The following is a 19,178-nucleotide window of genomic DNA, read 5'->3' as shown; positions in this document are numbered from 1 at the left end:
CCTGTTACCTGCTCATCTGTCACTTCTCTACCTTCCTCATGGCCGAAGAACTCACCCTCGATACCACACTCACCAAAGCAGAACAATACCGCCAGCTGCTCCCCCAAATTGAAGCCCTAACCACGGGTGAACCAGACCTGGTGGCGAACCTAGCCAACACTGCAGCAGCATTACGGCAGGCTTTCGGTTTTTTTTGGGTGGGGTTCTATTTGGTGAAAGGCGACGAGTTAGTATTAGGCCCGTTCCAGGGGCCCATTGCCTGCACCCGCATCCGCAAGGGCAAAGGCGTGTGCGGTAGCAGCTGGGCGCAGGCCGCTACGCTACTAGTGCCCGATGTGGAGCAGTTCCCTGGTCACATAGCCTGTAGCTCCGAGTCGAAGTCGGAAATTGTGGTGCCGGTGCTTAAAGATGGCACCGTAGTAGCCGTGCTCGACGTAGACAGCGACCAACTCAACGACTTCGACGAGGCCGACCAGCAGGCGCTGGAGCAGCTGATGGGGCTGGCGGCGGCTTGGTTTTAGGCTGGATGTTATTTCCAGAACTGCCACCAGTCTCCATTTTTACTAGCCATTACTCTTTTGTTTCGGGCAGCTATGTCGCGCGTATCAGTGAAAACTGCTGCCCCGGCAGGCAACCTCGGCTGAACGAAGATGGCACCAGACGTTAGATTTTCAATTAATTGGTTGGCTAGCAACTGTACTTCCGGATAAAACTCGGATAGGTACCACTGTTTCTGCCGGTCGGTCATCCTGTGCCACTTTCCTTCTGGGTCCCAGCCAAAGTCATCATCTGCCGTCACTCCGTAATGAGCCAGTTCCTCAAAAAAGCTATACCCTTTGCAGAAAAGATTGAAAGTGGCCAATAGAGCCGCTAGTATATCATCTGAGCTCCCACCATCTGCTAACGTATGAAGTAGCTCGAGTAGCTCCCGCTTGTGCATTTCACCACGGTCCACGTAAGGCTTCAGTAGTTTCTCCAGCTCGTAGAAGGCCCAGTTGCTCTTATAGTTAAGGGTAATTAATCCTAGATAGTCGTCTTCGCTCATTATGGTTTCCAGCGTGGGCGTTGCGTATACCCATTGCTCGAAGTCAGTAACTGACATTTTCTTGGCCAACAACCGGTAGAATTCTTCAACTACTTGCATGGCGTAAAAAAATAAAAAGCCCGGTCACATAATGGATGACCGGGCTTTTTATAGTGTTGATGTAACTATTTAAAACAAGCTAGGCGCCTCAGTTTTCAGTTGGGCGATGATAGTTTGACCGCCTTTCACCTTCTCTCCTAGCTGCACTTTCACTTCGGTATCGAGGGGCACGAAAATATCCACGCGGGAGCCAAACTTGATAAAGCCAAACTCTTCGCCCTGGCTTACTTCATCGCCTTCATTTACGTACCACACAATGCGGCGGGCCATGGCGCCGGCAATCTGCCGGAACAGCACTAGCGGGCCAGCTTCGCTTTCCACTACTACCGTGGTCCGCTCGTTTTTGGTGCTGCTTTTGGGGTGCCAGGCTACCAGATAGTTGCCAGGGTGATATTTGAAGTAGCGCACTACGCCCGAAATGGGGTTACGGGTGATGTGCACGTTAATCGGCGACATGAAAATGCTGATTTGCTTGCGCTCATCATCAAAGAACTCGGGCTCAAACACGTTTTCGATTACCACCACTTTTCCGTCGGCGGGGGCCGTAATCAGATCTTCGTGGGTGAACAGGCGGCGCGCCGGGCTGCGGAAAAACTGGAGCAGCGTCAGGAACACGATAACCGAAATGCCCGCGAATATCTGGTTGAACGTGACGTGTCGCGCATTCAGGCGGAACAGCAGCAAGTTGACAACAATCAGTCCCAGCAGTGTAAAAAACAGAATACGTCGGCCCTCTTTGTGAATTTTCATAAAGCACGAAATGGCTGCGGCCGTGCTCATTCAACGCTGAGTTGGAAGTAGCCCAACAGCGTCCGGCGCGCAGTCAATTAAACAAGCAAGCACACAACGAAAGTTGCTGCGTCGTAAAAGAAACGAAAACTACCAGACAAAGATAGCCCGGACCGAATGGTCCGGGCATATCATACGTCAAACATTTCCATTTAAGATGAAATTCTTGCTGCCAATAAAGCAGCAAACAAGAATTTCTGTAACGACAGTACCTTAGAAGCCCCCGCGGAACTTATACGTTTGGGCTACTTTGTCGATGGCTACCACGTAGGCGGCAATGCGCATCGGCACGTTGTATTTCTGTGACGTAGCGTACACCTTCTCGAAAGCGTCGGTCATAATCCGGTCGGCGCGCTCGGTTACCATTTCTTCGGTCCACTTGAAGCCCTGGCGGTTCTGCACCCACTCGAAGTAGGAAACAGTAACGCCACCGGAGTTGGCCAAGATATCAGGCACTACCATAATGCCTTTCTCGTTGATGATGGGATCAGCAGAAGCGGATGTGGGGCCGTTGGCGCCTTCCACAATCAGTTTGGCCTTGATTTCGTGGGCGTTGTGCTCGGTAATTACGTCTTCTACAGCAGCAGGCACCAGCACATCCACGTTGGTGGTCAGTAGGTCATCGGCGTTTTCCATGAGCACTGCGCCAGTAAAGCCATCGAGGCGGCCTTTATGCGCGTTCTTATAGGCTACGGCCTCATCGATGTTAATACCAGCTTCGTTCCAATAGGCACCGCTGATATCGGAAATGCATTTGATACGCACGCCCTGCTCGCTGAGTAGCTTAGCAGCCCAAGTACCCACGTTACCAAAGCCCTGCACCGCAGCCGATACTTGGGTTGGGTCCAGCCCTAGCTTTTTGAGGGCAGCTAGCGTAGCCACCATTACCCCGCGGCCGGTGGCTTCGGTGCGGCCTAAGGAGCCACCCATTACTAGGGGCTTGCCCGTTACTACGGCCGGCGACGTAGCGCCTACCGTCTTCGAGAATTCGTCCATCAGCCAAGCCATTTCGCGAGGGCCGGTGCCCATGTCAGGGGCCGGAATGTCACGGTCGGGGCCGAATACATCTTTCATGGCCAGCGTGTAGCCACGAGTGAGGCGCTCAATTTCGCCGGCACTCATAGTAGCTGGCTCGCAGATGATACCGCCTTTGGCACCACCGTAAGGCAAATCCACCACGGCGCACTTCCAAGTCATCCAGGCAGCCAGGGCCTTCACCTCATCGAGGTGCACGTTCTTGTCGTAGCGGATACCACCTTTCGAGGGGCCGAGAATCGTATTGTGAATTACGCGGTAGCCTTCGAAGACCCGGACTTTGCCGTTGTCCATCGTGACGGGGATGTGCACGATAACCTGCTTGTCGGGGGCTTTCAGCACTTCGTAGGTTTCTTCATCGAGCCCCAGAATTTCCGTGGCCACGTTGAAGCGCGACATCATAGATTCGAGGGGGTTTTCGCGGTCCAAAAGAGGAGCCGGTTCTTTGTACACTGTGGTGGCAGCCATGCGTGTAAGGGGATTGTTTGGGGGGTGGGGAAAATAAAAAACGGCAGCCCTAGCGGTGGGAGCTGGTGGCCGCGCGCGGAGTTTTTGAGGTGCCAAAGGTAATGGGTTTAGCACATACGAGACAGAGTGCCAAACGGTGCAAAAAGCTTGCTAATGTGGAGGCAATACACTTTCAAGCATTGCTCAAGCACTATATGTTGAACGACTATAACGCAGCTTATACGGACTGAGCAAATTCCTGCCCAACCTTCAAAGAATCATAAAAAAAATTTCTAGACTACCCCGCTAGCAACTGCAACAAAGCCAGCACCGGTAGGATGAACAGGAAGGCATCGAACCGGTCGAGGAGGCCGCCGTGACCGGGCATGATGCGACCGGAATCTTTCACGCCCACGCTGCGCTTGAGCATGGATTCGGCTAGGTCGCCGAGGGGGCCAAACACGGCTACCACGGCAGCTACTACGAGGCGGTAGGTAACGGAGAGTTCGGGCAGCAAGTAGCCCAGCGCCCAGCCCATAGCCAGCGTGAGCAGGAAACCTCCAATAGCGCCTTCCCAGGTTTTGCCGGGCGAAATTTTGGGGGCCAGCTTGTTTTTGCCGAACGTTTTACCGGCCGCATATGCCCCGATATCCGACGACCAGACCAGCAACAGCAACGCGAATATGCGGCGGTAATCATAGCCCTGTGCGTTGAAAGCCACGACGCTCAGTAAGCTCATAGGCAGGCTCACATAGAGCAAGCCTAACAAGGCCACACCTACATTGGCAAATGGTGAAAGATTCTGATTATCACGCGGCCACGCATACATCTCGCGCAGGATGAGCAGGGTTGGCAACAGAAATATACAGCCGATCAAAAATAATCCGGAAACATCGAACAGGTTTCCGCCAAACATTGCAAACCTTCCACGCTGGGGAATTAATGTGCTGGATACGATATGTAACGACCCAAAAATAACTACGCTAATGCCGCCGCCAAGCAAGGCGGCTGGCTTGTAACCGGCGTGCCGCATCATGCGGTAGAACTCCCACAGCATTCGCATCTGTACTGCCCCGAAAAACAGCGCGAATGACCACGCACTGTACCACACGCTACCAAGCAGCAATACTGCCCCAAGGACACCAAAAAGCAGCCGCTGATTGAGGTTGGACATTGGCTTTTTGCCCGGCGTGGTGGGGTCAGGCGCGGGAGCAGGGGCGGCGGGAGATTCAGACAAAGGAATGGGGGATTTCTGGTTGGCAGTCACTGTTACATACCAGTTGAGCTTCAACCAGCAACGAACAGCCGACACTTACATGTTAGTGGTATCTACGCCGTCGTGGGTGATGGTGCGGCCCATTGGGCGCGTGGCCTCTATGGTACGGGCGGCAATGCCACCGCCGCTGAGCGTACGCAGCTCTGTAGGCAAAGGGTCGGCGGTGGGGCGGCGGGTGTTGCGGTAGAGCTGCCAGAGCAGCCCGGCAGTCAACAGAAAGGACACAACCTGCCATACCACTGGTAGGGCCTGCGTGGAATCGGGGTCGAAGGTGGCGGAGGTGAGTTGCCCGCGCTGCTGCATATACAGCAGAATCACTTGGAAAGCATTCTGGGTGAAGTGCGCCGCCATAGGCACCAGAATATTGCCGCTCCACTCGTAGAGGTAGCCCAGCACCAACCCCAGCACAAAGCGGGGCACGAAGCCAAAGAACTGAAAGTGAATGGTGCTAAAAATAGCGGCAGCCAGCCATACGCCCACGTGCCGCGAGTTGAACCACTGCACTAGATTGCGCTGAATCACGCCCCGAAACATTAGCTCCTCGGCTATGGCGGGCACCACGGCAATAACCACCAGCCCTACAGTGAACCGAAGAAACGTAGGAAATTGCGTGAGAAACTTGGTGAGCACCTGCGCTCGGTCTTCCAGCTCGCGCGCATCCTTTTCAAAGCCTTGCAGAAACCCCGGGAAATGCGCGTGCGCGTTCCAGGCAACCAAGCCCGACATAAACGGTATGCTCAGCAAAATGATACCGCCCGCGGCCAGCAACCACCCCAGCGGCACCGGACGGCGCGGCGTAAAATAATCGGCAAGGGTGTAGCCAGTTACGAGCGGCAAGGCCAGAGCAGCCCCGCCAAACCCCACAAACAGCAAAATACCCTGGGTTAGCATAGATACTTGCCAGCCGTTGGCGTAGGCGTCGGGCTTGCTGGTTACGTTGCCGATTTGCAGCAGGCTTACCCCGAAAAACAAATTGCTCAGTACTGCCATTACGAAGCTGGCCAAGCAAAACGAAAGCAGCAGCAACCCTACCAGCAGCAGCAAGTTGACAAAAGGATGCAAACGGCTGGACACGAAACCTTTCATAGCGCGTTGGGGTCTTGGGGGCTTGGGGACTTAGCTGAAGTTCCTGCGCCCGAGCCTGAAGGCTTGATTATTCAAGACCTCAGGCTCCTAAGACCTCAAGACCCCAGAAGTCGTAAATTTGCGTAAAATCCGCTAACCTTCTCTATCCGTGGTATACATCCGCGACCTTGCTCTGCCTGATTTCCCGTTGTTGCTCGCGCCCATGGAGGACGTGTCGGACCCGCCGTTTCGGGCCGTGTGTAAAGCCAACGGAGCCGATTTGATGTACACCGAGTTCATTTCCTCGGAAGGCCTGATTCGTGACGCCGCCAAAAGCCGCAAGAAGCTCGACGTATTCGACTACGAGCGGCCTATTGGTATTCAGCTGTTTGGCTCCGACGTGGAGACGATGGGCGAGTGTGCCCGCATCAGCACCCTGGCCGGCCCCGACCTCATCGACATCAACTACGGCTGCCCGGTGAAGCAGGTAGCCTGCCGCGGTGCCGGCGCGGCCTTGCTGCGCGACGTGCCGAAGATGGTGGAAATGACCTCGGCCGTTGTAAAGGCCACCCATCTGCCCGTAACCGTGAAAACCCGCCTCGGCTGGGACGACGCCACCAAGAACGTGGAGGACGTGGCCGAACGCCTGCAAGATATTGGTATTGAAGCCCTCACGGTACACGGCCGCACCCGCGTACAGATGTACAAAGGCGACGCCGACTGGCGCCTGATTGCCAAAATCAAGGAAAACCCGCGCATCCGGATTCCCATCTTCGGCAACGGCGACATTGATTCGCCCCAGAAAGCGGTGGAATACAAAAACCGCTACGGCGTGGATGGCGTGATGATTGGCCGCGCCAGCATTGGCTACCCCTGGATATTCCGGGAGGTGAAGCACTACGTAGCTACCGGCGAGCTGTTGGCCCCGCCCACCGTGGAGGAACGCGTGAATATGTGCCGCATGCACTTCGACAAAAGCATCGAGTGGAAAGGCCAGCGGGTGGGCATTTTTGAGATGCGCCGCCACTACGCCCAGTACTTCCGCGGCCTGGAAGGTGCCAAACAGTGGCGCATGCGCCTCGTCGAAACCGACTCGGTGGAGGAAGTCCATAACATTCTCAACGAAATTATTGCCGCCGAACCCGTTTTGGTGGGGTAATTGTTTTCCAGAAGAACGTCATGCTGAGCTTGCCGAAGCATCTCTACTGCTTTGTCCGTACAGGACGTTGGGTAAAGATGCTTCGGCAAGCTCAGCATGACGTTCTTCTGTTTTAACTCAGTTCAGTCAATTCCCCTTTCTCCACCCATGCCCTCCTCCCCCGCCCCAGCCGTTACCACGGCACCTAGCACTCCGCCCGTAGCCGCGCCGCCACCCCACCGGATTCCGGCCTCGGCCTGGGGGCTGCTGGTGGTGCTGGCCAGCATCTGGGGCACTTCGTTTATCTTGATGAAGAAGGGCTTGGTGGTATTTTCGGCGTTGGAGCTGGGCGCGGCGCGGGTGAGCGTGGCGGCACTGTTGCTGCTACCGTTTGCGCTGAAGCACGTAAGCAAAGTGGAGCGCAGCCGAATCAAGTGGCTGATTCTGAGCGGCGTGGTGGGCACCCTGATTCCGGCTTTCCTATTTGCCTACGCCGAAACTAGGCTGGCTTCGGGGCTGGCAGGCGTGCTTAATGCGCTTACCGTAGTATTTACGTTGGTGGTAGGGGCGGCCTTTTTCGGACAGAAGCTCACGGGGCTGCGGGTGCTGGGCATCCTGCTCGGGTTGGTGGGCACGGTAGTGCTAATGCAGCTCGGCGGCAGCGGTGGTGATGCCACGCCGTCCGGCGAAGGCAATGCCTGGTATGGCCTCTACATTGTGCTGGCTACGTTCGGCTACGGCGTGAGCGTGAACATCATCAAGCACCATTTCCACGGCATGCCCGCCATGGCCGTGACCAGCCTGCTGCTGCTCTTCATTGGCGGCCCGGCGCTGGCGTTTCTGCTGTTCGGCACCGATTTCCTGCTGAAGTTGAACACAGTACCCGGCGCGTGGCCGGCGTTCGGTTACATTGCTTTACTGGCCACCATGAGCACGGCCGTGGCTATGGTGCTGTTCAACAAGCTCATCCAAAGCTCAACGGCTCTTTTCGCGGCCTCCAACACCTACTTGGTTCCGATAGTGGCGCTGGCCTGGGGCGTGCTCGATGGGGAAGCCTTTAACTACTGGCACTTCTTGGGCATGATCATTATCCTGATCAGCGTGGCCATTATTCACCGGGCCAAGTAGGGTCTACTTCGCGGGTTTCAGCACTCCGTTCACTTCTACTACTTCGCCTTGTTCCAGCAGCCCGGCTAGTATCGGCTCTAGATGCTGGCGCATCTCGTCTGATAACCGAGTGAAGCCCAGGAGCCGTACGGCTGGCAGAAAAACGGCGTCGCGGGGTAGGGCAAAGCTCTGTTCCACCACGGTACGTAGGGCAAGGGCCAGCTCCTCGGGTGCTATCAGCGAGAGGCGGCGCGAAATGGCTGGGAGTTGACTTCGGTCGCGCAGGGGCGGTTGCTGCATGGAGTTTTCCCACAGAAAGTCACCTTGGCGGCGCAAGTGGCGCAGGTTGATAGCCAGCAGGGCAGCATCCTGGCCGGTTTTGCGGATGCGCGCGCCTACCTGCGTTGCTCCGCTGGCCTGAGCCAGCCGGCGCGTCACTTCCTCTATGTGCACTGGGCTTTCGATGCGCACAACCTGCGCCAGCCATCCGGCCAGTTGCCCCAAGTTGTGCTGGTGCAACTCGCGGGTGCGGATGGCGGCAGGTAGCTGCGCCAGCTGGTAGCTACTAGCAAGGGCTACCGGGCTGGCTGGAGTTTCTTCACGCAGTATCCCCGCCGGAGCGTTGCTGATTATATCTACTAAATTTGACTCATAAGGAGTACTAGGCACCGCAATGCGGCGGGCGTTTTCGATGGCTTGCACGGCGCGCTCGGTTTCGGCGGCGGGGTCACGGAACCAATCGGTGCTCCAGATGCGGTGCAGGCGCCAGCCCACGTTTTCCAGCACTTGCTGCCGCAGCCGGTCCCGGTCGCGGGCTGAGCGGGCGCTGTGGTACATGGCCCCGTCGCACTCGATGCCGAGTATGTAGCGGCCGGGCTGGTCGGGGTCCACTACGGCTAAATCGATGTAGAACCCTTGGCTGCCGACCTGGGGGCATACCACGTGGCCACGGGCCGTGAGGGCGCGGTGCACCGCCTCTTCAAACGGCGACTCCATCGCCCGCCCGGTTTCCTGGTTTTCGTTGAGGCGACCGTGCTGGGCAAAAGCCAAAAAGGTCTTGAGAGCGGCTACTCCTTTGGCGGCGGTGCGGCTCAAATCCAGGTCGTCGGCGGTGAGATTGGTGAAGACTTCGCAACGCTGCTTAGCGCGCGTAATGAGCACGTTAAGCCGCCGTTCTCCACCTTCCCCGTTCAGCGGCCCGAAGCTCATGGCCAAATAGCCTTCCTGGGTACGGCCATAGCCGATGCTGATTAGGATAACATCCCGCTCGTCGCCCTGCACGTTTTCCAGGTTCTTCACGAAGAACGGCTCGTGCGGATAACTGCTAAAAAACGCCTCGGTTTCGGGGTGCTGGCGGCGCAGTTTTTCCAGCACATCCTGAATGGCTTGCCGCTGCGCCGTGCTGAAAGCCACCACCCCCAGCGTGAGGCGCGGCGTGGTGCGGGCGTGGTGCAACACGGCTTCGGCCACGGCTTGGGCTTCCAGCGGATTGGTGCGCGTGGTACCCCGCTCGTAATAGGTAGCAGGCAGATGATGATACGCCAACCCCAACTGCCCCTGGTCGCCGGGGCTGGGAAACACCACCAGCTTATCGTTGTAGAACAGGTGGTTGGACGCCGCAATTAAGGACTGGTGCTGGCTGCGGTAGTGCCAGCGGAGCATCCGCTCGGGCATCTGGCGGGCTTTGCACAGCTCCATAATACTCTGAATATCAGCCGTTACGTTGTTCTCGTCGGTGTCTTCCCCGGTCCCGGTAAGCGAGTCGAAGAACGAGGTGGGTGGGAGCTGCTTGGAGTCGCCGACTACTACCAGCTGCCGGCCGCGGGCAATGGCGCCTAGGGCTTCTACGGGCTTCACCTGACTGGCTTCATCGAACACCACCAAATCGAACTCCACGGCGCCCGGCGGCAGGTAGCTAGCCACCGACAGCGGCGACATCATAAACACCGGCTTGATGGCCTGCACCGCCCGGCCGGCCTGCTGCATCAGCTTGCGCAAAGGCAGATGGCGGGCTTTTTTGGCAAACTCGTGGCGCAACAGCAGCATCTGGCCACCCGCTTGTTGGTTGGGCAACTGCTCGAAATGCTGCTGCATGGCGCGCACCCGGTTGTGGTAAAGCGAGTCTAGGTCGGCTTGCCGGAAGCGGGCGGCGGTTTCCTCGTGGCTGGCCCGCTCGAACTGCCGCAACGCGGGGTGCTGCTCGTAGGCCAGCTTCTGCAAAAACTCCAGCCACGTTTGCCGGACGGCCGCCACCAAGTGCGTAGCGGCTGGCTCCCACCGCTCAGCTAACAGCAACAGTTCGGGCAGCCCATCGGCCTGCACGGTGGCGGCCACGTTGTTCCAATCGGTGGTGAGGCGCAAAGCGGGCAGGTCGGCAGCCCAGGCGGCTAAGGTGCTCAGCTGCTGAGTAAACGGCTGGAACTGCAACCGCCCCTCGGGCCCAAACCGGCGTACTTCATTGAGCTGCAAGCTGTCGGCCACGGTTTGCACGGCGGCGCGGTGCCGGGCCAAGGCAGCTTCGAGAGAGGCTAGCAATGATGTCAACTCGTCGGGCCGAGGGTTATGCGCGAAGTAGGCCAGCAGTTCAGTTGGTAGCTCGCCCCGGTTGATGCGCTGGTGGGTGAGCGTCAGGTACTGCTGGGCTTTTTCCAGAGCACTCCAATCGGAACGGACGCCCTGCCAAGCGGCTCCGAACAAGCCGCTCATCAGGCCGGCCGCTTCTGTAAGCAACTGCTCATGCCGGGTGGCTTCCAGCACGGCGTCGATGGTAGCAATGACAGCGGCGGGCTCGGGAGGCAATAGGTTGCGCCACAGACTTTGCAGACGTTTTTTGGCGCGGCGGTAGTCACCATTCAGGAAGTTCCACCATTTGTCGCCGTAACTCAGAAAGGCGGCGCGCTCGGGTAATAACGGCTGGCTCCAAGCTTCGGGAAGCACGGAGACTTCGTGCTGCTGGCGCAGGTGCACGTACGCAGCACCCGCCTGCACAACTTCCGTGAGCTGAGCTGCTCGGTTCAGCCACGCCGTATCAGCCACCGCCAAACCACGCAACTCGGGGGCTAATTGGGCGTGGCGGGCGGCCGGCAGCAATGCCTCGGCGGCGGCGCGCTCCATTGGCACGGGCAGGCCCACATGCTGCGCCAGCGCGGTGGCGGCGACTTGCAACTCTGCTACGGCTTGCTGGACAGCAGTGAGTTGCGTAGCCAGAGCAGCTTGCGCGGCGGGCAGCAATACGGTCAGCTCACTGCCCCAGAAGAGAAGGGAACTGGGCACCCCAACTTTCTGCAACGTAGCCTGCACCTGAGCGGCCAGCGTTTCGGCGCGGGCGGCATCGGTGTCCGTCCAACGGGCGAGGTTGGCAAAAGGTAGGCGCGGCAGTTCCACGGGGCCGCGTTGCTCGTTCAGACGGAGCAGCTCTCCGGCCACTTGCTGTGCAGTGCGGCGGCTGTAGCCCAGCGGCGCATTCACAGCCAGCGCATAGTTGTTGAGGGTGGCGCGGTAGCGGGGCAGCTGCGCCACTTGGTCGGCTACGGGCGCTACGGTGGCGGGCCAGCCCAGGCTTAGCGTCTGCTTTAGCTCGTCGTGCAGGGCTTTTTTGTTGGCCTTGTGGCTGTGCAGTTCCAAGCAGGCAGCGCCCAGGCCCAGGCTATCGAGGCGGCGTTTCACCACTTCCAGCGCGGCCATTTTTTCGGCTACGAACAGCACCTTCTTACCCGCGCCAATGGCTTCGGCCAACAGGTTGGCAATGGTCTGCGACTTACCGGTGCCGGGCGGCCCCTGAATCACGAGGTTGCGGCCTTCGTGCACGGCCAGCAGCGCCAGCAGCTGAGAACTGTCGGCGTCCAGCACCTGATGCAGCTCGTGGGCGGGGCTGTCGGTGTCAAGGAAGGTGGTTTCGTTGAGCGTGGGCGCCGGGTCCTGGAAGCCCGTGTCGGGGCCGAGCAGCGCAGCAATGGCCGGGTGGTCGAGCAGGGCGGTTTCGGCGGGCCAAGTGGCAGGGTCCAAGTCGTGGTACAGCATGAACTTCCCGAAGGAGAAAAAGCCTAGCGCAATGCTGTCAGCGTCCACTTGCCAACGCGGCAAGCCGGCTACCGCAGCAGCCACGGCCGTATAGTATTCAGCCATAGGCACTTCCTCGTCGAGCGGCGGCAACACCAACCTGCAGCTGGCTTTCAGCTTGGCTTGCAGGGAAAGGTTGCTTTCGATTTCGGTGCCGGTATAACGCAGCTTGAACCGCTCAGCGGCCGTACCGCGCTCCAGCAGCACCGGCACCAGAACCAGCGGGGCGCGGCGGGCCTCCAGGCTACTTTCGGTTTCGTACCACACCAGCTGCCCCAGCGCCAGATACAGGATGTTGACGCCCTGCTCTTCCAGGCTGGTGCGGGCCGTGTAGTACGTGTTCAGCAGGCGGCGTTCCAGCTTATCAACTGGGTCGTCGGTTTGCAGCTTGTTGTCGGTAAGCAGGGCTGCCTGCTCGTCTTCGGTAAGTTCCGCTGGCGTGGGCGCCGGCTGTGTGGCGGCCTTATCGTATTCCTCGTGCCGGGCCTTGGCGTCGGCAGCACCATGGCTCGCCCAGGCAGCTTTCAGGTGCGTGAAGCCACTCATGGGCTGCACGGAATCTGGGGATTTTATATTCTTACTGGCCCCAAGCGCGCCCTGGAAATACATGGTTTTGCTTTGCCGCACCAGCACCTCATACACCAGCGCCGACTGCTCCCGCACCACGGTTACGCCCCGCGCCGGCGAGGGTCGAAAGTTGAGCAACGGGTTGCGCATACCCAAGTCCAGCAGCTCGTGCCGGGCGGCTTCGAGGCGGGCAGCAAGCAAGGAATCAGTAGCCATAACCAGCAGGCAACAAGAACAATAAATAGAAAAACCACCTTGCCTCACACAACAAACCCGCTGCCTACGCAGGCCAGCGGGTTTGTTGTGTGAGGCAAAATACCAGAAGAATCTAGCGGCCAGCCACCGGGTTCTTTAGGCCAAGTTTGCTGTGCTTGAAGCCGTAGTTGAAGTACAGCGCCAACCCGATAATCAGCCAGCCGAAGAACAGCAGCCAGTTGTTCACGCCGAGTTGGGTCATCAGATACAGGTTGGTGAGCAAGCCCAACGTAGGCAGCAAGCTCAGCTTCTTGCGGAACGACTGCCAAGCCAGCGCGATGCAAAACAGGAAGAACACCAGCATCGGAATGTAGTGGCGGGCTTCTTCGTAGCCGCTGCTTAAAGCCTTCTGAAACTCCTGAATGCCGGCCTGATTGTAGGTAAATACCAGCACGATACCCACCACCATCAGCAGCGGCACCAGAAACTGCCCGTTGATGTAGGGCACCTTGAAGCGGGCATCCGACGTGCCGTAGGGGTCGATGATGAGGATGCCGCCGCACACCAGCGCAAAGGCAAACAGCGTCCCGATACTGGTCAGGTCGATAACCAAGTCCATGTTGAGCAGCATGGCGGGCACGCCTACAAAGAAGCCCGTGACGATGGTACTGAACGACGGCGTGTGAAACTTGGGGTGCACTTTGGCGAATACTGGCGGCAGCAAACCGTCCCGGCTCATGGTCATCCAGATGCGGGGCTGGCCAATCTGGAATACCAGCAGCACCGAGGCCATGGCAAAAATGGCACTCACGGCCACCACGCCCGCCAGCCAGTTCAGCCCTACTTTTTGGAACACAAACGCCAGCGGGTCGCCCACGCCCAGCTCGGTATAGCTTACCATTCCGGTGAGTACCAGCGTGATAATTACGTAGAGGACAGTGCAGATAATGAGGGCGTAAATCATAGCCCGGGGCAAGTCGCGCTGCGGGTTCTTACATTCCTCGGCAGTAGTCGAAATAGCGTCGAAGCCGATATACGCGAAGAACACCGCCGACACGCCTTTCAATACGCCACCAATGCCGTTCGGCGCGAAGGGGCTCCAGTTGTCGGGATTCACGTAGAACACGCCCACCCCAATAACCGTGGCTACCACAATCAGCTTGAGCAGTACCAGCAGGTTGGAGGCGTTTTTCGATTCCTTGATGCCGATGTACACCACCGCTGTAATGAGCAGCGTGATAAGGCCCGCCGGTAAGTCAATCACCAGCCGCAGGCCGCCGGGCAGCTCCGGTGCAGCCGCCCACGCGTTGTAACCCGCCAGTTGGGTAGGCGTGGCTTCGGCCAGGGGCTTACCGGACTGCATCAGTTCCAGCACTTCGTTGTAGTACTTGTGGGCGCTCTGCATGCCCATGGTCAGCCAGATAGGAATGTGCACCCCAATGCCATCCATGAGCCCAGTGAAGTAGTCCGACCACGATATGGCCACCACGATGTTGCCCACGGCGTATTCCATAATCAGGGCCCAGCCGATAATCCAAGCAGCTAGCTCCCCAAACGAGGCGTAGGCGTAGGTATAGGCCGAGCCGCTCACCGGAATGGTAGCCGCAAACTGCGCGTAGCAAAGCGCCGAAAACGCGCAGGCAATAGCCGTAAACACGAACAGCAACGACACGGCCGGGCCACCATCATGCGAGGCATTGCCGATGGTGCTGAAGATGCCGGCCCCAATAACGGCGGCGATGCCCAGGGCCGTCAGGTCGCGGACGGTGAGGTGGCGTTCCAGCCCGCCGCCGTGGCTGTGGCCGTCGGCATCAGTGGGCGGGTTGACTAGTAGATCATCAAGGCTTTTGCGGCGAAAAAGGCCGGTCAGGCGGCTAGGAGGCAGAGGTGTAGACAAGGTAGTGGAGAGGATTGAGAGGGCAAAAGATACAGAATAATGCCGGGCGGCTGCACGTTACTCCTTCAGCTCCCTATCTTCCAGCTATGGCCTCTCACATTTCCATCCCCTCGCCTTGCTCCGCCAACTGGGCCGACATGGCACCCGCCCCCGGTGGCCGCCACTGTGCCGCCTGCAACAAGGTAGTGGTGGATTTCAGTGCGCTATCTGAGGCCAACGTGCTGGCCACCCTACGCCAGCCCGGCAAAGTATGCGGCCGATTCCGGCCAGAGCAGGTGGTTTCTGACACGGCATTTCCTTTCAGCTGGGCGCGGTGGTTGGCGGCCGCGGCCGTGTCACTGAGCAGCTGCGGAACGCCCGATGTGGCACAAGTCCGGCTGCGAACTAGCACACCTGCTGTGGAAGCTTCAATACTGAAGGTGCAAGGACGGGTTATAGATCAAGAAAACGGATTGCCGTTACCCCAAGCTCTCATTGTCAGTTTAGCTGATAGCACTCATCATACCCACACCGATGCCAACGGTTATTTTACGCTACAACTTCCTGCTGCTTTGCGTGATTCTCTGTTGTTTGTGGTAGGCGAAACTTCGCCGCAAGGCAATATGCAAGGATACATTGGCCGCCGAATCAAACCGGCTAATGCCACTGAAATAAGGCTACGTGAAAACCCCAACTATATGATGATGGGCGAGCCAGCCCCCGTAGCACTGGTAGCAGATGAATGGAGACCTAAACCGCTTCCTCCTAAAATGAAAACCATCAAATTCACGCCTCCGGCACATCCTTTGCCTGAGTAGATTCCTTTCTGAATCAGTGTGAAATCCGGCCAGCGCCGGCATCTACATACTAGACCAACCCCATTCCCATTTCACTTATGGCCTTCTCCGTTCCTGACCCCTGCCCCAAATCCTGGGCCGCCATGGCGCCCACCGCTGATGGCCGCTTCTGCGGCAACTGCCAGCACGAAGTCGTGGACTTCTCGCGCATGAGTGAAGCCGAAGTAACAGCGTGGCTGGCCCGGCCAGCTACTGGCAACATCTGCGGCTTTTTTAGTGCCGGGCAGTTTGCGCCGACGCTACCAGTGCCGCAGCCTCGTTGGCGCCGTTGGTTGGTAACTGCCTTGGCGCTGCTTGGGTTGGAGCCCGTGCTTACCGCCTGCCAGACTACGGCTCCGCAGCATTCCCCAGCCGCTGGTGCCACGGAGCAAGCCGACGCCACTGCTTCCGCCCCCAAAGGCCAGGTCACTATTCGAGGCCGGGTACTCGACGACTCCACCGGCACTGGTGTACAGGGAGCTGAAATATTTATTGGCGACACCAAGTACGGTGCTGTCACGGATGAGCAGGGCAATTTCAGCTTCACGATGCCGCAGCAATGGGAGGCTGTGCAAAACGGCGCGGTCAGTTTGCGAGTACAGGGTAGCCCGTTCGTATTCAAGCAGCAAACTGTCAGCGTAGCCGTTTCGCCCGCTCCCGTGGCGCTTACCGTGCGGCTGAAGTCGGTGGAAGGTCGTGGGCAGATTATGGGCCGCATTGTGCAGCACGACCCACCGCAGAAACCACCGCTGAAGTAGCACGGGTTCAGCCTGTAGTGCCCGTAGCTGAGCGGCGGGCGGAACCTCACGCTTTGCTTGCCAGAAAAATATTTTCTGGCAACTATATGCAATCCAACCGGGCGTAGCATCAGACAAGTAGAAAACCGCTACTACTCTATGCTACCCCCACTACTCTTGCTGTTCCGCAGCCCTGTCACGAAAACTGGGCCGCCATGACGCCTGCCGCGCAAGGCCGCCACTGCGCCGCCTGCGACAAAGTAGTCCTGGACTTCACCCAGAAAACAGACGCTGAAATTCTAGCCCTGCTGAAACGCACTACCGCGCCCTGCGGCCGTTTTCGCGCCGACCAACTTGGCCGGCCGTTGCTGACGCCGCCAGTACCCACTCCGCGTTGGCGTACGTGGCTGGCCGCCGCAGCCACACTGCTATGGTTACGAGAGCTAGCCACTCAACCCGCTGCGGCACAAAGGGCCAAGGTCAGCACAACCAAAGACGGTACTCGCTCTGTTGAGCTCTTGCAGCCCCGACCGCCGCAACTGACCTCACCTACCACCACGGAACTGCGTGGCTGGGTACGACAACGGAATGCTATTGGGGTACCCAACGCCTTTATACACCTTGATGGTACTACCATCAGCATCACAACAGCACCCGATGGCAGCTTCATACTGCCCCTCCCGGCGGGCATGCTCAGTTCCACCGTGGTCTTGACTGTTTCGGCTTCAAGTTTCGCGGAGCATCAGATGGCAATCTTACTCGATAGTAGCTCCACTGAACCCCTTATCATACAACTGTATCAACTACCTCAGCCAACACCTACACTCATAACCCTAGGCGGTCTTGCAGTAGCACCAGTAATTATCAGGAGCCCCGAACCCTAGTTTCGGGCCACCGATTTATGGAATGCGGTGCGTCAGGCATCTAGCAGAAATCCATAACTTCCCGGAATAATTAAGCTACTATCTATCTTATGTCTCGCCCTAATCCGGTTACTGTTCACCTGCCTCAGCCCTGCCACGAGTCGTGGAGCCAGATGAACCCTGTTGCTGCAACCGAGCGGCACTGTGTGGCCTGCCAAGATGTGGTAGTGGACTTCACGCAGATGAGTGATGCGGAGGTAGTAACCTTTCTGGCACGGCGGCCCGAGGTCACCTGTGGTCGGTTCACCGAAACCCAGCTTGACCGGCCGCTACGTGGTCTGCCGGAACCAGCGCCACGCTGGCGTACTTGGCTGGCAACCACGGCTGTGCTGCTAGGCTTATGAGAAGCGGCAGCCCAAACTGCGCAAGCCCAGAAAGCCGCTTCCGAAGTAGCCGAGATTCCACGGCCAGGCAACGGCTCCCCAAATTGCGCTACTGATGAGCTTGCGCAGTTGGAGGCACAGTCATCTTTGTCTGCCAGCATAGCTGCCCTGCCCACCGATAGCATTACCGCGGTACTGTGCTGGCTTGGTGGGGCTTGCCTCTACCTCTACACAATGCCAGGGTCCGGTTTCTTGGCCGTACCGTGCATACTAATGCGCTTGGTCACTTCACTTTAGTAGTACCTAGCTAGGTAGAAGGTTACCGGATGAGTGTTTACTCAGCAGGTCATGACCCCGAACGCATACAGCTAAACCATGTTTCGCACCGTTATTTCGTGCGGCTGCCTAAAAGGTCCTCTTTCGTAGGAGGTAAGTTTCGGTAATTGCTAATACAACCGCTAAAATGGCGCGGTGTAAACCTTTCTACCCTCGAAATCCTTATTCGAGGGTATGAAGAATCTATTGCTCATTACCCTCGCTCTATTACTCACCGCCACCAGTTGCACACTCAAACCAACCAATAAGCACGACGTAATTGCCGAGCGTGCGCAACTGCCGCAGGAAGAAGCCGTGCACAAACAAAACTCCTTGGAGTGGTGGTACTTCACCGGACACCTGCGTGACAAAGCCACCGGCGAGACGTTCGGGGTGGAGTATGTGTTTTTCCATTTCAACGTCACGGGTAAGAAGGACTGGCAGATGGTGAACTTTGCCCTCACCGATCCGCAAGCCAAGCAGTTCCGCTACGACTACAAAGTGGAACGCTTGCCGCAATTACTAGCTCCTACCCTGCCCCTCAACCTTACTACCACCAAGCAAACTCAGCGCTGGACTCTGAGCGGCCAGGAAGGGCAGTACCACTTGCAGGCCCGCATGGCCGCCCACCCCGACCAGGCCATCAACCTCACAACCACGCCTGCTAAGCCGGTACTCATGCACAGCGGCACTGGCTACGAGCAATACGGCCCCACCGCCAAAGCAGGCTACTACAGCTACCCCCGCCTCACAGCCACTGGCACCGTGGAAATTGGCGGCAAAACCCGGCAAGTGGAAGGCGAGCTGTGGTACGACCGGCAGTGGAACTGCAACAGTGTGATGGCCAAGGATATGGGCTGGGACTGGTTCAGCATTCAGCTTGATGAACCGCGCGAGGAAATCATGGCCTATCAGCTCTACAACCGCGCCACCGGTCAGCATATTGGAGGCGGTTCGCACTATGGCAGTCAGAACCAGAATGCCCACCTCGCCGAGTCCGATTTTCAACTGGAAGTCACGGATTATTGGACCAGTCCAAAATCCAAACTACGCTACCCCAGCAAGTGGCGCCTGCGTATTCCTAGCCAAGGCTACGACCTCACTATTACCCCCGTTATACCCGACCAGGAGCTAACCCTCAAACTGTTCGCGGGCATCAAAATGCATTACTGGGAAGGCATGTGCCGCGTGGAGGGTACTCACCACGGCAAGCGCGTCACGGGCAACAGCTACGTGGAACTTACTAACCAGAAGGAAGTGAAGAAAGCAAATGAAGCCGCTGAAACCGTAACGGCTGAGAAGGTGAATTAGTGAGATGATGAAGTGGTGAGTTTGGTGTTTTGTCT

15 protein-coding genes are annotated in these 19,178 nt (G+C 57.9%); 8 read left to right on the top strand and 7 right to left on the bottom strand.

Annotated features, from left to right (window positions below; all coding sequences use genetic code 11):
- The first annotated feature begins 38 nt into the window (after positions 1-38).
- Positions 39-521, top strand: coding sequence for a GAF domain-containing protein (locus tag G536_RS0122345; protein ID WP_022825834.1), 483 nt, complete (start codon positions 39-41; stop codon positions 519-521).
- A gap of 8 nt (positions 522-529) precedes the next feature.
- Here G536_RS0122345 and G536_RS0122340 read toward each other — a convergent pair whose 3' ends face one another.
- The 5 genes from G536_RS0122340 to G536_RS29380 all read right to left on the bottom strand — a co-directional run bounded on the left by G536_RS0122340 (position 530) and on the right by G536_RS29380 (position 5,753).
- The gene (locus tag G536_RS0122340) at positions 530-1,144 is read right to left on the bottom strand and encodes a hypothetical protein (protein ID WP_022825833.1); all 615 of its coding nucleotides are present in this window, start codon (positions 1,142-1,144) and stop codon (positions 530-532) included.
- Between the two features lie 69 nt (positions 1,145-1,213).
- A complete protein-coding gene (locus G536_RS0122335) occupies positions 1,214-1,894 on the bottom strand; it encodes a phosphatidylserine decarboxylase family protein (protein WP_026880490.1) in 681 nt (226 codons plus the stop codon).
- Positions 1,895-2,146: 252 nt separating this feature from the next.
- On the bottom strand, positions 2,147-3,436 hold the full coding sequence (locus tag G536_RS0122330; RefSeq protein WP_022825831.1) for a Glu/Leu/Phe/Val family dehydrogenase: 1,290 nt from the start codon (positions 3,434-3,436) through the stop codon (positions 2,147-2,149).
- 277 nt (positions 3,437-3,713) lie between these two features.
- Positions 3,714-4,652, bottom strand: a complete 939-nt coding sequence (locus G536_RS0122325) for a phosphatidate cytidylyltransferase (protein ID WP_157530858.1) — start codon at positions 4,650-4,652, stop codon at positions 3,714-3,716.
- A gap of 75 nt (positions 4,653-4,727) precedes the next feature.
- Positions 4,728-5,753, bottom strand: a complete 1,026-nt coding sequence (locus G536_RS29380; RefSeq protein ID WP_169515144.1) for a CPBP family intramembrane glutamic endopeptidase — start codon at positions 5,751-5,753, stop codon at positions 4,728-4,730.
- Positions 5,754-5,925: 172 nt separating this feature from the next.
- Between G536_RS29380 and dusB the strand changes: the two genes are divergently transcribed.
- Positions 5,926-6,915: a tRNA dihydrouridine synthase DusB gene (gene dusB / locus G536_RS0122315; protein WP_022825828.1), complete on the top strand. Its 990-nt coding sequence runs from the start codon at positions 5,926-5,928 to the stop codon at positions 6,913-6,915.
- Between the two features lie 147 nt (positions 6,916-7,062).
- Positions 7,063-8,022 (top strand): DMT family transporter, encoded by a 960-nt coding sequence (locus tag G536_RS0122310; RefSeq protein WP_022825827.1) that lies wholly within the window; start codon positions 7,063-7,065, stop codon positions 8,020-8,022.
- A gap of 3 nt (positions 8,023-8,025) precedes the next feature.
- On the opposite strand, the gene G536_RS0122305 is transcribed toward G536_RS0122310, so the two are convergent.
- Positions 8,026-12,843, bottom strand: a complete 4,818-nt coding sequence (locus G536_RS0122305; protein ID WP_022825826.1) for a DUF3320 domain-containing protein — start codon at positions 12,841-12,843, stop codon at positions 8,026-8,028.
- Positions 12,844-12,955: 112 nt separating this feature from the next.
- The gene (locus tag G536_RS0122300) at positions 12,956-14,719 is read right to left on the bottom strand and encodes an amino acid permease (RefSeq protein ID WP_022825825.1); all 1,764 of its coding nucleotides are present in this window, start codon (positions 14,717-14,719) and stop codon (positions 12,956-12,958) included.
- 86 nt (positions 14,720-14,805) lie between these two features.
- On the opposite strand from G536_RS0122300, the gene G536_RS0122295 reads away from it, so the two are divergent.
- The 5 genes from G536_RS0122295 (at position 14,806) to G536_RS0122275 (ending at position 19,143) form a co-directional block, all read left to right on the top strand.
- Positions 14,806-15,516 (top strand): peptidase associated/transthyretin-like domain-containing protein, encoded by a 711-nt coding sequence (locus G536_RS0122295; RefSeq protein WP_022825824.1) that lies wholly within the window; start codon positions 14,806-14,808, stop codon positions 15,514-15,516.
- A gap of 77 nt (positions 15,517-15,593) precedes the next feature.
- Positions 15,594-16,292 carry a carboxypeptidase-like regulatory domain-containing protein gene (locus G536_RS0122290; protein WP_022825823.1) on the top strand — a complete coding sequence of 233 codons (699 nt, stop codon included), beginning with the start codon at positions 15,594-15,596 and terminating at the stop codon, positions 16,290-16,292.
- Between the two features lie 194 nt (positions 16,293-16,486).
- On the top strand, positions 16,487-17,155 hold the full coding sequence (locus G536_RS0122285) for a peptidase associated/transthyretin-like domain-containing protein (protein ID WP_022825822.1): 669 nt from the start codon (positions 16,487-16,489) through the stop codon (positions 17,153-17,155).
- 89 nt (positions 17,156-17,244) lie between these two features.
- A complete protein-coding gene (locus G536_RS0122280) occupies positions 17,245-17,538 on the top strand; it encodes a hypothetical protein (RefSeq protein WP_157530856.1) in 294 nt (97 codons plus the stop codon).
- 489 nt (positions 17,539-18,027) lie between these two features.
- Positions 18,028-19,143, top strand: coding sequence for a lipocalin family protein (locus G536_RS0122275; RefSeq protein WP_022825820.1), 1,116 nt, complete (start codon positions 18,028-18,030; stop codon positions 19,141-19,143).
- The last annotated feature ends 35 nt before the right edge of the window (positions 19,144-19,178 follow it).

This window comes from Hymenobacter norwichensis DSM 15439 (assembly GCF_000420705.1).
Classification (GTDB): domain Bacteria; phylum Bacteroidota; class Bacteroidia; order Cytophagales; family Hymenobacteraceae; genus Hymenobacter; species Hymenobacter norwichensis.
Note: the sequence above shows the minus strand (reverse complement) of the source record. Positions and strands in the feature narration are given on the sequence as shown.